The following is a 15,675-nucleotide window of genomic DNA, read 5'->3' as shown; positions in this document are numbered from 1 at the left end:
AAAACCCCGATAACCGTGAGGCTCTCGGGGTTTTCGTGTAACGCACTTCAAATAAATTTAGGCGTTCTCATCTTTTTGGTAATTTGCATCTAACCAGTTAGCCATCGCAACAAACTGTTCAACAGTGATGTTTTCAGGGCGGTGAGATGGGTTAATACCTAGCGCTTCTAACTGTTCAGCAGTAAATAGTGCTTTGTAACAGTTACGGATAGTTTTACGGCGCTGGTTAAAGCCTTCACGACATACGCGATCTAACCATTTTAGGTTAGTACATGGGTATGGCAGTGTTTCGTAAGGAGTTAAACGTACCACTGCTGAATCTACTTTTGGTGCTGGTACGAAAGACTCAGGCGGTACTTCCAGTACTGGCATTACACGACAGTAGTATTGTGCCATGACCGTTAGACGACCATATGCTTTGCTACCTGGGCCTGCCGCAAGACGATTAACCACTTCTTTCTGTAGCATGAAGTGCATGTCTTGCACATCTTTGTGGAATTCAAAAATGTGGAACATTAAAGGGGTTGAGATGTTGTATGGCAAGTTACCAAAAATACGTAGCTTATTGTTTTCTTTAATAAGTTGCGTAAAGTCAAAGCGCATCGCATCACCTTGGTGGATCGTTAGCTTTGAAGCTAGATCTGGGTGATTCTCAAGGCGCTCTGCAAGATCACGGTCAAGTTCGATAACAGTAAATTTATCAACTAGTTTACCGACTTGCTCTGTGATTGCACCTAGACCAGGGCCGATCTCAACTAAGTTCTGACCTGGTTTCGGGTTAATTGCTGACACAATGCCATCAATGATGTACGGATCGTTCAAAAAGTTCTGGCCAAAGCGCTTACGGGCGCGGTGACCTAGATGGACTTGATCGCTGCTCATGCTTGTTTATCTACCAATTCGAGGGCGTGAGATAGCGCTGTCCAAAGGCTACCTGTATCTGCCTGTCCGGTACCTGCGAGTTCCAGTGCGGTACCATGATCTACTGAAGTTCGGATAAAGGGCAGTCCTAACGTAATGTTAACGGATTTACCGAAGCCTTTGTATTTCAGCACCGGTAGCCCTTGATCGTGATACATTGCTAATACCGTATCGGCATCAGTTAAATATTTTTGTTGGAAAATAGTATCAGCCGGTAATGGGCCGATAAGATCCATATTCTCTTGCTGGCGCAGTTGTTCAAGAGTTGGAGAAATTACTTCAATTTCTTCGCGTCCTAAACACCCGTCCTCACCAGCATGAGGATTTAAACCGCACACGTAAATTTTCGGCGATGGAATACCGAATTTACTCACCAGATCAGCATGTAAGATTCGAATTACTTGCTTTAATCTTGCTTCAGTAATGGCTTTAGATACACAGCCAAGAGGAATGTGAGTAGTCACTAGTGCAACTCGTAATCCCTCGGTAGCAAGCATCATCACAACCTGTGCGGTTTCTGATTGTTGTGCAAAAAACTCGGTATGACCACTAAATGAGACGCCCGCTCGGTTAATAACCCCTTTATGTACAGGGCCTGTTACGAGCGCAGCGAACTCGCCATTTATACATCCTTCAGCTGCGCGTTGTAGCGTCGATAGCACATACATGCCGTTTCGTTCGTCCAACAAGCCTGGAATAACATCAACGGCACGATCAATTTGCGCCACGGTGATAGTTCCAGCTTGATGCGGTTTTGCTGCAAGTTCTGGCTGATAGGGTAAAACGGTTAGTGGTAAACCTAATTTAGCCGCACGTTCTACCATAACCTGTGCGTCAGCACAAATAACAAGTTGATGCGGCCAATCTTGCTGACACAAGGCAATGACTAAATCAGGGCCTATTCCTGCAGGCTCACCAGGGGTAATTGCAATCCGTTGCGTGTTAGTCACTGTACTTGTGTTAGTCATTATTTACCTTATTCATTTGTTCAATGTAAGCACCTGCACGCAGATCTTGCAGCCAGGTTTGCGCTTCTTCATTGAACTTACGGTTAAAGAGAATTTGGGCTGCGCGGTTTTTCATTGCAGCATCAGTACGATCGACTTTACGACGACCTTCTACTTCTACAATGTGCCAACCAAACGCTGATTTAAACGGTTCGCTGATTTTATCAACTGGTAGTGTTTCTACTTTGTCTTTAAATGCTGGTGCATACATATCTGGCACTTGCCAACCTAGTTCACCACCATTAGCTGCTGAACCTGGATCTTGGCTGTAAGCTTTCGCTGCTGCAGCAAAGCTTTGTTTACCACTAATGATACGCTGGCGAATTTGCTCAAGCTCTTTCTTAGCTGCTGCATCGCTTAGGATCACTGATGGTTTGATCAAAATATGACGAGCTTTGACTTCAACCACAGAGACACTAGGCATACCTTTCACATCGTTGATCTTTAGGATGTGGTAACCCACACCACTGCGAAATGGACCAATGATCGCATTTTTTCCATTATTTTGGATTTGATCGGCAAAAATGGTTGGCATTTCTTCTTTGCTCATCCACCCCCATTCTCCACCTTTTAAGGCTTTAGGACCTTTTGAGTAGCGGTAAGCCAGTTGCGAGAAATCAGCCCCTTTTTTAAGCTGAGCAACAATGTCTTCTGCTTCTTGTTTCGCTTTATCACGCGCTGCTTTGTCGGCATCTTCATCAACACGAATTTGGATTTGGCTGATGTTGTATTGCACGTTTTGCTGTGTTTGCTTAGCCATTTGTTTCGCTAGTGCATCCACTTCTTGCGGCAGAATATTTACACGCTTACGCACAATGATGGTGCGCGCTTCTGATGCAAGCATATCGTTACGCATTTGCTCACGGAACATTGGGTAAGAGATACCAGCCTTTGCTAATGTTTGGCGAAGTTGATCGACTGTCATACCACGTTGTTTAGCAACATCGGTAATCGCTTGATCTAATTGGCTATCATCAATACGGATCCCAAGCTGTTTCGCTTGCTGGATCTGCAAGTTTTCCATGATCAGTTTATCCATCACTTGCTGACGCAAAATGTCATTAGGTGGCAACTGTTGGTGTTCTTCAGCAGCGTTTAGATGAACGGTTTTAAGCATTGCGTTAACGTCGCTTTGTAGGATCACTCCATCGTTAACAGTCATGACAACTTGATCTAGCTCTTGAGGTGCCGCCATGCTGGTTGCTGACATGCCCATCATCATTAGACTAAGTACAGAATACTTCCACTTTTTCATTTATATTCCATCAGGTTATGAGGCGGTACAAGTACCGCCAAAACATTAATTGTTAAGAGTGAACGGATCGCCGTAAGACAAAATATTACCGCCATCATCCGATGATTGACCAAAAGGTCGTGCACCTTGTAACCCTAATAAGCTGAACGAGAAGCTTACGTTGCTATCGTATTCAGTAAAGTCTTGTGACAGTGGATCTTTTGCATATCGATTGTAGCTAAGACCAATCATCCAACACGCAGAGCGGTAAGTGAAGCCAACTTTACTTTCCAGCATTTTATTTACATTCATGTCTTGGAAATAGTCCGCTTTGACATCAATGTTATCACTCACAGGGAAGCCGATGGATAAACCTAATTGTGAAATACCATCACGCTTATCTTTGGTTCCTGGAATAATTGGGTTCGGGTTATTTACGTATTTGGTTAAGTAATCACTAGATACGTAACGGTAGCTTGGTTGAACAAAGACACCACCATCACGGTATTCAACGGTGGTACTACCTTGCTGAATTTCATTCTCACTTGAGTCATATTGCATTGAGCTCTTTAGGAATAAGTTATCATCAAGGTTAAATTCAGTTTCAAGCGCGGTTGCCGAATAACTTTTTGCTTCTTTGTTATCCGTACCTTGGTTTACTGGTTTATCAATATAGAAGATTTGACCTACAGATAAGCTAAATCGTTCCTTAAAATCTTCGTCAAAGTAACGGGTTGATGCACCAATTGTGAATTGGTTCGCAGGGGCGATGTAGTCACTACCGCTATAGGTACGATCGCTAAATAAGCCATAGTAGTCTTGTTGTAAGCGAGTTGAATCATAACCACCACCAACGTAATCAAATGGGTTATAAATCCCTTTTTGATCGACATCTTTAATGTATAGGTACTGAATCTGCGGTTCTAAACTTTGGGTATAATGACTACCTAAAATAGAGGTATCGCGTTCAAAGTAGAGGCTGCTGTTAACTCGAAACTCAGGAACAACACGATCAACATTATCTTTCAGAGTGGTTAACCCTGATTCTTTCTTGTCTTGGTTGTAATGGGCGTAGTTAACTTTTGCTTGTGTGGTTACAGACCACCAAGGTGTTGCATAAGGCAGGGTTAACGTTGGCTCTAATACAATACGATCCGCTGTTGGTTTATTTTTAGCATCGTTATCGAATTTACTGATGCTCATAGGCATTTTGAAATCGAGTCCGTAGCCTAAATTATTACGATAGTAAGTGGATGATAGCTGAGGCATTAAGCGGTATTGAGTACCTTGTCCATCCATTGTTAGTGGCTGGAAGTCACGCACCATTAGCATGGTATCCCAGTTGGCATTACGGTAAGACACCTCTGCTGTCTGTAGCAGGTTGTTATCTTCACGCTCACCAATGCTGGAATCTAAGCCGCTGTCAAAGTATTCATAATCACTGACCTTGCTGTAGTCGATATTAACTAACCAGTTTTGATCAATGATCCCGTTATGCTTCCATTGGAAACCCCAGCGTTTATCGTAATCAGTCTTCTTATCTCGCCCCATGTATTCGCCAATTAAATCACCTTCACCGAAATCAGTTAGGTAGCGGAACTTCGCGGTCGTTTGTAGACCACGGTGGTTCATGTATTTAGGCGTTAGCGTTAAATCGTAGTTCGGTGCGATATTCCAGTAGAATGGCGCTTCATACTCCATACCGTTACGTGAACCATAGGTTAACGTCGGGTATAGGAAACCTGTCATACGCTCATCTGTGACGGGTACTCGTAACCAAGGTAAATAGAAAACGGGCACATCAAGTACTTCAAAGCGCGCGTTGTAGAGATCGGCAAAAGGCGATTCACCATCGCGCTCTAGCGATCCTGCCGCAAAGCGCCAGCTTTTATCGCCTTCAGGACAAGTAGTGTAGGTACCGTCTTTCATTTTGTAGAATTGGGTACCATCAACATTACGCTTGTCGATTTGCTCTGCTTCACCACGACCTGCCTGACAGGTCATACGGTAGACGGCATCATCCATTTGTGAATCTTTGGTATCAAGATCACTTTGTAACTGTTTGGCTTCCATTTCAATACCACCATCGTGGTAGAAAACGTTGCCCTTGGCGGTAACAATATTTTCTGGTTGTTTTAGTGTTACCTTATCTGCTGCAATAGTACGGGTACCTTGCTGAACAATTACATCACCAGTGTAAACAGCTTGATGCTCGTTCTGAGCTTTTGCACTGTCTGCTTCAATGTGTATTGGTAAGTTATTGGTATCTTCTTTGCGATCTTTTGGCGCGATACAAACACCACGTACCATAGCTAAAGGATCATTAGCGATTGCTTCATTTGTGCTTTGATCTTCTGCTACAGCATGTTTATTGTTGATATCTTTATGTAAAGAAGTGGCATCTTCTGCCATCGCCGGACCATATATGGCAAGGCCAATCATGGTGGCAAGTAAGCTGTGAGAGGTAAGTGACATCAGATTCAACATTCCTGTATCAGTTTGAGAGCAAGGCGAATAATTGCGCTTTTTACAAGCATTCCCGATAAATGACAGCTATCATAATGCAAATTCGACCAGACAGCATCTTTTCAGCGCATGCTGTTGGGTAAACCTTGAAAAAATTTAACAAATTACCAGAGAGTATAGAATGCAGAAGACAGGTATATGGGGAAAAATTATTGGTGCGTTACTTGGCCTCTCCATTGGTAAATTGCCTGGATTGTTGATTGGCTTATTTATTGGTCATCAGTTTGATAAGGCGTACGCCCGTCAGATGAATGGCGGTTTTGCTGGATTTGGACAAAACCGAGCTAGCAGTGCAGAGCAGCAAGCTGCCTTTTTTCATGCTTGCTTCGCAGTTATGGGACATGTCGCAAAAGCTAAAGGGCGTGTAACAAAAGAAGAAATCCGTGTTGCAAGTGCGATCATGGATCGTATGGGCTTACAAGGAGAGTCTCGCCTTCAAGCACAAAATGCATTTCGTGAAGGCAAAGAAGATAACTTTCCGTTAGAAGAGACACTAAATCGAGTGCGTAGCCGTGCAGGTCGTGCAGATCTATTACAGTTCTTTTTAGAGTTACAAATTCAAGCTGCATTTGCTGATGGCTCGATTCACCCGAAAGAGCGTCAGTTACTGCACATCATTGCGCGTTACCTTGGTTTCTCAGAAGCACAACTTGAGCAACGTTTACGTATGCAAGAAGCGGCGTTTCGTTTCCAACAAGGTGGCTTCCATCAGCAGTATCAACAGCAAGGCGGTAGTTACCAAGCGCCACCAAGTCGTGATCAATTAGCAGATGCATTTAATCTATTAGGCGTTGATGAAAATGCTTCAGCACAAGATGTAAAGCGTGCTTATCGTAAGCAAATGAATGAACATCACCCAGATAAACTGGCTGCGAAAGGCTTACCACCAGAGATGATGGAAATTGCCAAGCAGAAAACCCAAGAGTTACAAGCGGCTTATGATTTGATCCGAAAAGAGAAAGGATTTAAGTAATCAACAGCCTGCATGGAATAAATAATAGAAGCGAGCCTTGAGCTCGCTTTTTTTATTGGGCTGATATTTAAACGAGATTCTGCGGTTTGCCATTATAAAAACATTCAATATTTTCAATCAGCTGTTCAACTAAGGTTGTTATGGCTGAATCTGAGCCCCAAGCGACATGTGGAGTGAGTAATAAGTTCGGTAAATGGGCATGCTGTAATAAGGGATTATCATTAGTAGGTGGCTCTGTAGTAAACACGTCACAACCAGCGCCTGCAATATCTTGATGTAACAATGCATCGACTAAGTCTTGTTCATTGACTAAGCCGCCACGCCCTGTGTTAATTAAAATCGCATTCGGCTTCATTTGCAAAAGCTCGGTTTTAGCGATTAAGTTTTGGGTATCTGGTGTCAGTGGGCAATGCAAACTCAGTACATCGGCTTGCTGTAATACGTCATTAAAAGGTCTGTAGCCATCACGACATACACTTGCCCCTTTATGCTCAGCAAATAACACCTTCATCCCCAGTGCTCTAGCTAAGTTTGCTGTCGCTTGCCCTAAACTCCCGTTACCTACAATTCCTAAGGTTGAGCCTGCAATATCACTAATGGGGTGAGTGAAAAAACAAAATTGTTGCTGCTTTTGCCACTCGCCAGCGATGATATCTTGTTGATAGCCAACAATGTTACGTTTTAAAGCAAATATCATCGCAATCACATGTTCAGGGACTGAGCGTGTCGCATAACCACGAATATTCGCCACAGGAAGATGATGTTGGTGACAATAATCAATATCGACGTTATTGGTGCCAGTTGCGCCAATAGCGATAAATTTTAGCTTTGGTAACTGAGATAAAATATCGGCAGTGAGTAAGACTTTATTGCTAATAACGATGGTGGCATCTTGCAAGCGTTCAATCACTTGTTCGGGCTTGGTGCGCTGGTATTGCGTCCACTGATGAGGAATGCGTGGACGAGGGATAGTGATATGGCTTGGAATGGTTGCGCGATCTAAAAAGACGATATGTTCCACTGTAAGCTCCATGGAACGTCACGTTCCGCTGAAATAAAAATGCTAGCAACTAAGCTAGCATTGTTTGTACTTACAATCTAATTATCTCTTTGATTACTATTGCGTGATTGCCGTTACGACTTTTTATTAAAAATCGTTTGTGTAGGCGCATCAGGGTAGAACTCACAAGGTGCGAATAAATGCATTGGCTCATCTGTACCTGGGTGAGTAAATGTTAGCTCTGCAGCATGGAGTAATAGACGAGGAGAAGCCGCAAGCGCTTCATCAGTTGCATAGAATTGGTCGCCTAAAATCGGATGACCTAATGCTTGCATGTGTACGCGAAGTTGGTGAGATCGACCCGTTACTGGAAGCAGGCGAACTAAGGTTGTTTTCTCATCTCGACTAACCACTTCGTAATGGGTCACAGACGGTTTACCATCATCAAAGCACACTTTCTGGCGAGGACGATTTGGCCAATCGCAGATCAGTGGTAGATCAACGGTGCCCGTATCTTGCGCGATATGTCCCCATACGCGGGCGTAGTAGACTTTTTGTGTGTCTCGTTCACGAAATTGTGCTTTTAAATGACGCTCAGAGTTTTTATTAAGTGCCAGCACAATGAGACCTGAAGTGCCCATGTCTAAACGATGGACGATTTGAGATTCTGGATGCTCTGCTAGCACTCGAGCAAAGATACTGTCATGATGCTCAGGCGCACGCCCTGGATTTGACAGTATGCCGGAAGGCTTATTAACCGCAATAATGTCGCTATCAAGAAAAAGGGTATCCAACCATGGATCTGTCGGTGGATTGTAGTTCAGCACTGGCAATGGTTTCATGATGCGCTCGCAGGATTAAGGTGAAAAAAACGGGCTGAATACTAATATGAATAGTAGCAAATTGGTATGTTTGGCGAAGGGATTTAAGAAAAAAGCCGCGAGTATTGGTTTAAATACTCACGGCTTTTCATTGTCATCAATCTATTGTGGCTTAGTTATGGCTCACAACAATTAATCGTAGTGAATCTAATTGGATCTGAGCTTTCTCAATGTAGCCGGTTAGCTCATTGATTTGGCTTTCGATTAACTCCAATTCGTCATCACGAATATTCGGGTTCACCGCTTTTAACGCTTGTAGACGATCAAACTCAGCGCGTAGCGTCGCTTCCATTTCCGCTTGTGCTTGGCTGCGAACAACATCTAACTCTTTGCTGATCTCACGTTCAGCAAACTCAATTAAGGTATGAATGTCTTTTTGTACTGAGTTAACCAGTTTGCTGCCTAAGTGGCGATTAACAGGGCTTAGCTGGCGGTTAAAGCCTTCAAACTCAACGTTAGCCGATAGGTTATTGCCTTTACCATCAAGCAGAATGCGGATCGGTGTTTTTGGTAAGAAACGACCAATACCTGATTGTTTTGGTGCTTGTGCGTCTACCACGTAGATCAGCTCAAGTAGCAGGGTACCTACAGGTAGTGCTTTGTTCTTAAGCAGAGAAACCGCTGTTGTACCGACACCTTCGCTGAGTAGTAACTCGATACCACCTTGGATCATTGGATGCTCCCAACTGATAAAGTGCATATCTTCACGAGATAGTGCCGTATCACGATCAAATGTGATGGTACAACCGTCGTAAGGTAAGCCAGGGTAGCTTGCCACCATCATGTGCTCAGAAGGTGTTACAACAATCGCATTTTCGCCTTTGTCATCTTGGTTCAAACCAATGGTATCGAATAAGCCAAGTGCGAAAGTCACCAGGTTAGTATCGCCATCTTTTGCGCCAATTTCTTCAACCAGTTTTTGTGCTTCTTCGCCACCGTTAGAGTGAATTTCTAATAGGCGATCACGACCTTGTTCAAGCTTTGCTTTTAGCTCACTGTGCATTTCAGCACTGCGTTGAATCACAGATTCTAGTGTTTCAACATCGTGCTTATCGCTAGCAAGTAAGGTGATCAGATCTTCACAGACTTCTTCATAAACCGCACGACCTGTTGGACACGTTTCTTCAAAGGCATTTAAACCTTCGTTGAACCAACGCGCCAATAGGGCTTGGGAAGTACCTTCGAGGTAAGGAACATGAATTTCGATTTCACGTTTTTGACCGATACGATCCAAACGACCAATACGCTGCTCTAGCAGATCTGGGTTGCTTGGTAGATCAAACATTACTAATTGGTTAGCAAACTGGAAGTTACGACCTTCTGAGCCAATTTCCGAACATAGCAACACTTGTGCGCCATCTTCTTCTTGCGCAAAGTAAGCGGCGGCTTTATCGCGCTCGATGATCGACATGCCTTCGTGGAACACAGTGGCACGAATACCTTCACGTTCACGTAGTGCTTGTTCAAGCGTAAGTGCTGTTTGTGCACGAGAGCAGATCACCAATACCTTCTCGTTACGGTTGGCTTTTAGCATATCTAGTAGCCAGTTCACGCGAGGATCGAAGTTCCACCAAGTGGCAGATTCACCTTCAAATTCTTGGTAGATATCTTCAGGGTACAGCAGCTTGATTGCTTTCTCGTTGACACCCATTTTTCCGCCCATCATTGAGGCAACACGCATCGCTGTGGTGTATTGGTTCGGCATGGCTAGCGGATACATGTTTAGGTGGCGCTGAGGGAAGCCTGTGATCGCTGAGCGAGTATTACGGAATAATACACGGCCAGTGCCATGACGATCCATTAGGTTGTTGATCAACTCATGACGTGCAGTTAACGCTTCAGGATCGTCTTGCGTTGAATCTTCGATAACACGCAGCATTGGCTCAATATCTTGCTCAGATAACAGCTCAGTTAAGGTGTTTTTTGCATCGTTATTGAGTTTTTCACCAGAAAGCAGTTGAGTGACTGCATCAGCTACTGGCTCGTATTGACGTTCTTCTTCAACAAACGCTTCGTAATCATAGAAACGATCAGGATCAAGAATACGTAGACGTGCGAAGTGACTTTCACGGCCTAATTGCTCAGGTGTCGCGGTTAGTAGCAGTACGCTCGGTGTTTTTTCAGCAAGTGCTTCAATTACTTGGTATTGGCGACTTGGCTTATCTTCACTCCACTCAAGGTGGTGCGCTTCATCGACAACCAGTAGATCCCAATCAGCATCCAGCGCTTGTTCAAAGCGACGACGGCTTTTACGTAAAAAGTCTAAAGAACACAGTACATATTGCGCGGTATCAAAAGGGTTGGCCGCATCAGCAAAGGCTTCAACACAACGCTCTTCATCAAAGATAGAGAAGTGCAGATTGAAACGACGCATCATTTCAACTAGCCATTGGTGTTGTAGGGTTTCAGGAACTACGATCAGAATACGTTCAGCACGGCCTGATAGTACTTGCTGGTGGATGATCATGCCTGCTTCAATGGTTTTACCTAAACCAACTTCATCGGCAAGTAAAACACGTGGTGCGTAACGACGACCTACTTCATGGGCAATATATAGCTGATGGGGGATCAAGCCTGCGCGCATACCACATAAACCACGTAATGGACTCTTAAGCTGCTCGTACTGGTTTTTTAGCGCACGGTAACGCAATGCAAAGCGATCCATGCGATCGATTTGACCTGCAAATAGCTTATCTTGTGGCTTGTTGAAACGGATTTGGTGGCTTAAGAAAACTTCGCGTAGCGCGACATTTTCTTCTTCGGTATCAGTGCGAGTACCGATGTAGGTGATCACACCATTGTCTTCGTTGATCGCTTCTACCTTTAGTGACCAACCTTCATGGCTTTCAATCACATCACCAATATTAAACATGACACGGGTAACAGGGGCATCATTACGTGCATATAGGCGGTTTTCATCTGATGCGGGGAACATCAAGGTAACCGTTCTTGGTTCAAGAGCGACAACGGTACCTAGACCTAAATCACTTTCTGTATCACTGATCCAACGTTGACCCAAAGCAAATGGCATAGTGGTAGAAACCTTCTAATTATTTGATATCAAAGAGAGTGCATTAAGCTATGCAGTTTATTAATAAGCGACACTGAAGATAAGTGTACGCTAGAATTTGAAATTTGTGCATAGCTCAAAAAAGGGGAGTAATGTTACTGCATGATGTGATTAAGGTCACGGTGAAAGTGATGAAAATACGTCACAGTAAAATCATCATAAAACTTTCATTTAGAGAGGGCTTAATAAGAAATACGTCAGAATTAAACCGGATTGTAAATTATGACGTAAGCTAAAAGAGTGATAGCTAAATTATCGCTGTCCAGACAACCAAGGAGGTGCCTATGGACGACGCCGCACGGAAACTGTTTGTACTAGATACAAATATTCTTCTCCACGAGCCTCTGGCGTTCTTTTCATTTCAGGAACACGACGTGGTTATTCCCATGACGGTACTGGAAGAATTGGACAGAATTAAAGACAGTAAACGTGATGTTTCTCGTGATGCACGAGTCGCCATACGTGCGTTAGAAGATATTTTTCACGATGCGCCACCTGAGCAAATTTCAGCAGGTATTCCTTTCAATGACACAGTCGCACATAGCGGCACAATTTCTATTTTTGCCGATTATGAAGTAAAAGAAACGGTTCATGCTTTTAGTGATAAAGCAGGTGATAACCGGATCCTTAATAGTGTTCTATTTCTGCAACAAAAACATGCGCCACGACCTGTGGTATTAGTAACTAAAGACATTAATATGCGATTGCGCGCTAAGGGTGCAGGTGTATTACATGTTGACGATTATCGTACCGACCAACTTATCGATGATGTTGCCTTATTAAGTAAAGGTTTCCATCGTTACAATGGTGATTTTTGGGATAACGTTGCTGAGTGCCAATCTGAAAATAAAGGCCGAGCGACACTGCACACACTTCCTAAATCACTTTTTGAGACTCCTTATATAAACCAATACCTTGTTGATGAAGGCAGTGATTTTGCTGCGCGAATTCAACGTATTGATGACGAAACAGTAACCATAAAAGACATTAGCCAAGAGCGGTTAATGCATCGACAAGCGTGGGGTGTTACCCCGAAAAACATTTATCAAGGAATGGCACTCGATGCCATGCTCGATCCAAACATCGATCTGGTGATCTTAACGGGCCCAGCGGGCTGTGGTAAAACCATTTTAGCGATGGCGGCAGCACTTGAGCAGGTGATTGAAAAAGGGATGTATGACAAGATCATAGTGACGAGAAATACGCCTGAAATTGCAGAATCTATCGGTTTCTTACCGGGCACAGAAGAAGAGAAAATGATGCCTTGGCTTGCTGCCGTTACCGATACTATGGAAGCTCTTCATAAGCATGATGTGTGTACTGACGGCTCAATGAAGTACATTTTTGATAAAGCGAATATTCAATTTAAATCGATTAACTTTATGCGTGGACGCTCGATCCAAAATGCGTTTGTATTACTGGATGAGTGCCAAAACTTAACCGCTTCTCAAATCAAAACCATCATCACCCGTTGTGGTGAAGGCACTAAAATTGTGTGTTCGGGTAACTTAGCCCAGATTGACTCGAATTACTTATCCCCTGTGACATCAGGACTCACTTACATTGTTGAGCGCTTTAAAAACTTCGAAGGGAGCGCCAACATTTACCTCAATGGTGTGGTGCGAAGTCGCCTTGCAGAATTTGCTGAAGAAAATCTCTAATTCACATTACTTAATAGATATGAAAAGCGAGCACATTAGGTGCTCGCTTTTTTTGCCGTGAATTGATTGTAGATAGCGATAAATCAAATCACAGTGGGCGTTAATCCGAGGTATTTTTTCAGCTCAGGTAAGCTTGGATTATCAAGGATTGCTTGCGTTACACCTTCTGCTTTAATTTTGCCATCATCAATAAAAATACATTTATCGGCGATTTTTCTGGCGTCATCAGGGCTGTGGGTGATCATTAATACCGTGATGTTTTTCTCTTTCGCCAGTTGTTGCACTAACGTCAGCATTTCAGCGCGAAGCGCAGGATCTAACGCAGAGAATGGTTCATCAAGTAGCAGCAATGGACGATCACGGAGTAAACAACGTGCGAGCGCAACCCGTTGACGTTGACCTCCAGAAAGCTGCTCAGGTAAACGCTCAAGATAACTCTCAATTCCTACCTGTTTGGCACTATCAATCACCCGCTGTTTTTGCTCTGTTGTGAGTTTAAGCTTAGGGTTTATTCCCAATGCAATATTTTCAAACACACTGAGGTGGGGAAATAAATTGTGCTCTTGAAATAGCATAGACAGCGGACGCTGTGCAGGCTCTAGCTGGCAGATAGATGTACCATTTATCGTAATATCACCGCTATCAGGCACGAGGAAGCCTGCAATAAGCGCCAATAGAGTACTTTTACCCGCACCGCTCGGGCCAATAAGGGCGGCAATATCACCTTGCTCAAGTTGAACATCAAAGCTCAATGCCATCGACACCTCATTTTTATGTTGAGGTAAATAGGTATAGTTGAGCTGATTAATGTTTAGCATGATGAACTCCTTGGCGATGACGAGTCACAACCAAATACTCGACAACACTAAATAAACCTAAGCTGAGTAATAGTAGAACGAGTGCTGCAACGGCTGCTGCATCCATTCGGTAACTACCCATTAATTCAAATAAATACAATGGTAAGGTTTGAAAATCTTGGCTGCCAAATAGGGCTATGGCACCTAAATCCCCCAGTGATAACACAAAGCTAATAGCGAGAGCTTGGGCAATAGGGGCACGTAACGCACGCCACTCAACTAAGCGTAATCGTGATAGATGTGTCATACCTAAACTGCGACATAACGGATTATATTGTTGCGCTAGATGTAGCATTGGCTGGCTTAATGTTTTGATCACATACGGCAGCGCCATTAGGGCATTAACACAGACGACGACCCAAAATGCAGCACTGTAAGCATCGGTGTATTGGCGTAATAATAAGAAGATCCCGGTGCTCAGTACCAGCCCCGGCGTCACTAAAATCACGGTACCTATCATTTCGATACCATCGGCGGCAAGCTTGCGACGGGCTATACGTAAACTGCGACTGGTGATCAAAATCATCACCCCAGCACAGAAAGCGAGAACACAAGAAAACAGGGCGATATGCAGCGAGTTATAAATAGCGGACCAGAGTTGCTCTTGCTCTAAAATAGTGAGCAATTGGCGGTTAATACCCGAAACGACCACAGCGATGATCGGTGGTACGACAAACAGTAATGCTACGATGATCCAAAAGGCATCCCAACATTTAGCACGCCAGTGATCGTGATAGTTCACTACCGTTTTATTGATCGAGCCATTTAGGGTTGATAGTGGTTTAGCAAAGCGTTGAGTGATCAATACTAACGAACAACACAGCAGCATTTGCCATAGCGCCAAAATAGCACCGGTTGCTAAATCAAAGTCATAACGCAGCGCTTGATAAATCGCGAGTTCAATCGTGGTGGATTTAGGACCGCCACCTAATGACATGATCACCGCAAAACTGGTAAAGCACAGCATGAAGACTAAGCCGGCAATGTGCGGTAGCTGCTGGCGTAGTCGAGGCCATGCAATTAAGCGAAACTTACTCCATCCTGTGATCCCTAAATGAGCAGCAAGTTGATGTTGCTCAGCAGGAATACCATCGAGGCTTTGCAGTAAAAAGCGTACAGTAAGCGGCAGGTTTAAAAACACATGTGCCAGTAAGATCCCACTTAAGCCGTAAATATTTAATGGTGGTAAGCCAAGTGCCGCTAAGCCGTGGCTGATGATGCCGCTTTTGCCATAAATCGACAGTAAACCAAAAACGGCCACTAAGACGGGCATAACCAATGTCATCGCAAAGAGGCGAAGGAGTAGGGCTTTGCCGATAAATTGACGACGAGAAAGGGCATAGGCGATGGGGATCGCAGGAATGATACTGAGTAGCGTTGAGAGGATCGCTTGATAGAAGCTAAACCCCGTTACATGACGCAGGTAGGGATCATGCCATAAGGTTGCCAGTTGCCAATCGCTAGCTTCACTGATTAAGGCATATAGCGCAGAAACGACAATGAAAATGATCAGCCCGGCACTGATCATACCGGGCAATAAGGTGA

11 protein-coding genes are annotated in these 15,675 nt (G+C 43.9%); 2 read left to right on the top strand and 9 right to left on the bottom strand.

Annotation, left to right across the window (positions count from 1 at the left end; translation table 11 throughout):
• Positions 1 to 57: 57 nt before the first annotated feature.
• From rsmA to lptD, 4 genes are read right to left on the bottom strand one after another with little or no spacing between them, the layout of a single operon-like run.
• The gene (rsmA, locus tag Q7657_RS06935; RefSeq protein ID WP_045063516.1) at positions 58 to 882 is read right to left on the bottom strand and encodes a 16S rRNA (adenine(1518)-N(6)/adenine(1519)-N(6))-dimethyltransferase RsmA; all 825 of its coding nucleotides are present in this window, start codon (positions 880 to 882) and stop codon (positions 58 to 60) included.
• Complete coding sequence (gene pdxA, locus Q7657_RS06930) at positions 879 to 1,871, bottom strand: 4-hydroxythreonine-4-phosphate dehydrogenase PdxA (protein ID WP_107167078.1); 993 nt, start codon at positions 1,869 to 1,871, stop codon at positions 879 to 881. Before pdxA ends, rsmA begins: the two co-directional genes overlap by 4 nt.
• 10 nt (positions 1,872 to 1,881) lie before the next feature.
• Positions 1,882 to 3,183, bottom strand: a complete 1,302-nt coding sequence (gene surA / locus Q7657_RS06925) for a peptidylprolyl isomerase SurA (RefSeq protein WP_107167058.1) — start codon at positions 3,181 to 3,183, stop codon at positions 1,882 to 1,884.
• A 45-nt stretch (positions 3,184 to 3,228) separates the two neighbouring features.
• On the bottom strand, positions 3,229 to 5,637 hold the full coding sequence (gene lptD, locus Q7657_RS06920; protein WP_107167057.1) for an LPS assembly protein LptD: 2,409 nt from the start codon (positions 5,635 to 5,637) through the stop codon (positions 3,229 to 3,231).
• Positions 5,638 to 5,809: 172 nt separating this feature from the next.
• Between lptD and djlA the strand changes: the two genes are divergently transcribed.
• Entirely contained in the window at positions 5,810 to 6,661 is an 852-nt protein-coding gene (djlA, locus tag Q7657_RS06915) for a co-chaperone DjlA (protein WP_023932270.1), read from the top strand.
• 67 nt (positions 6,662 to 6,728) lie between these two features.
• Here djlA and Q7657_RS06910 read toward each other — a convergent pair whose 3' ends face one another.
• The 3 genes from Q7657_RS06910 to rapA form a co-directional block, all read right to left on the bottom strand.
• The gene (locus Q7657_RS06910; protein ID WP_219908799.1) at positions 6,729 to 7,694 is read right to left on the bottom strand and encodes a D-2-hydroxyacid dehydrogenase; all 966 of its coding nucleotides are present in this window, start codon (positions 7,692 to 7,694) and stop codon (positions 6,729 to 6,731) included.
• Between the two features lie 101 nt (positions 7,695 to 7,795).
• Positions 7,796 to 8,503, bottom strand: a complete 708-nt coding sequence (gene rluA, locus Q7657_RS06905) for a bifunctional tRNA pseudouridine(32) synthase/23S rRNA pseudouridine(746) synthase RluA (RefSeq protein ID WP_107167056.1) — start codon at positions 8,501 to 8,503, stop codon at positions 7,796 to 7,798.
• A gap of 151 nt (positions 8,504 to 8,654) precedes the next feature.
• A complete protein-coding gene (rapA, locus tag Q7657_RS06900) occupies positions 8,655 to 11,573 on the bottom strand; it encodes an RNA polymerase-associated protein RapA (RefSeq protein ID WP_107167055.1) in 2,919 nt (972 codons plus the stop codon).
• Positions 11,574 to 11,896: 323 nt separating this feature from the next.
• On the opposite strand from rapA, the gene Q7657_RS06895 reads away from it, so the two are divergent.
• On the top strand, positions 11,897 to 13,273 hold the full coding sequence (locus tag Q7657_RS06895; protein WP_053987358.1) for a PhoH family protein: 1,377 nt from the start codon (positions 11,897 to 11,899) through the stop codon (positions 13,271 to 13,273).
• An 83-nt stretch (positions 13,274 to 13,356) separates the two neighbouring features.
• On the opposite strand, the gene thiQ is transcribed toward Q7657_RS06895, so the two are convergent.
• Both thiQ and thiP read right to left on the bottom strand, forming a co-directional pair.
• On the bottom strand, positions 13,357 to 14,091 hold the full coding sequence (gene thiQ / locus Q7657_RS06890) for a thiamine ABC transporter ATP-binding protein (RefSeq protein ID WP_107167054.1): 735 nt from the start codon (positions 14,089 to 14,091) through the stop codon (positions 13,357 to 13,359).
• Positions 14,078 to 15,658 carry a thiamine/thiamine pyrophosphate ABC transporter permease ThiP gene (gene thiP, locus Q7657_RS06885; RefSeq protein ID WP_181319893.1) on the bottom strand — a complete coding sequence of 527 codons (1,581 nt, stop codon included), beginning with the start codon at positions 15,656 to 15,658 and terminating at the stop codon, positions 14,078 to 14,080. Before thiP ends, thiQ begins: the two co-directional genes overlap by 14 nt.
• Between the last annotated feature and the right edge of the window lie 17 nt (positions 15,659 to 15,675).

The sequence above is a fragment of the Candidatus Photobacterium acropomis genome, assembly GCF_030685555.1.
GTDB lineage: Bacteria > Pseudomonadota > Gammaproteobacteria > Enterobacterales > Vibrionaceae > Photobacterium > Photobacterium lucens.
This window is presented reverse-complemented; position numbering and strand designations above follow the sequence as displayed.

What these genes read in the sequence shown, in the direction of transcription:
- thiQ (WP_107167054.1), bottom strand. Translation starts at nt 14,091, where the DNA reads ATGCTAAACATTAATCAGCTCAACTATACCTATTTACCTCAACATAAA.
- Q7657_RS06910 (WP_219908799.1), bottom strand. Translation starts at nt 7,694, where the DNA reads ATGGAGCTTACAGTGGAACATATCGTCTTTTTAGATCGCGCAACCATT.
- Q7657_RS06895 (WP_053987358.1), top strand. Translation starts at nt 11,897, where the DNA reads ATGGACGACGCCGCACGGAAACTGTTTGTACTAGATACAAATATTCTT.
- rapA (WP_107167055.1), bottom strand. Translation starts at nt 11,573, where the DNA reads ATGCCATTTGCTTTGGGTCAACGTTGGATCAGTGATACAGAAAGTGAT.
- lptD (WP_107167057.1), bottom strand. Translation starts at nt 5,637, where the DNA reads ATGTCACTTACCTCTCACAGCTTACTTGCCACCATGATTGGCCTTGCC.
- djlA (WP_023932270.1), top strand. Translation starts at nt 5,810, where the DNA reads ATGCAGAAGACAGGTATATGGGGAAAAATTATTGGTGCGTTACTTGGC.
- rsmA (WP_045063516.1), bottom strand. Translation starts at nt 882, where the DNA reads ATGAGCAGCGATCAAGTCCATCTAGGTCACCGCGCCCGTAAGCGCTTT.
- surA (WP_107167058.1), bottom strand. Translation starts at nt 3,183, where the DNA reads ATGAAAAAGTGGAAGTATTCTGTACTTAGTCTAATGATGATGGGCATG.
- thiP (WP_181319893.1), bottom strand. Translation starts at nt 15,658, where the DNA reads ATGATCAGTGCCGGGCTGATCATTTTCATTGTCGTTTCTGCGCTATAT.
- rluA (WP_107167056.1), bottom strand. Translation starts at nt 8,503, where the DNA reads ATGAAACCATTGCCAGTGCTGAACTACAATCCACCGACAGATCCATGG.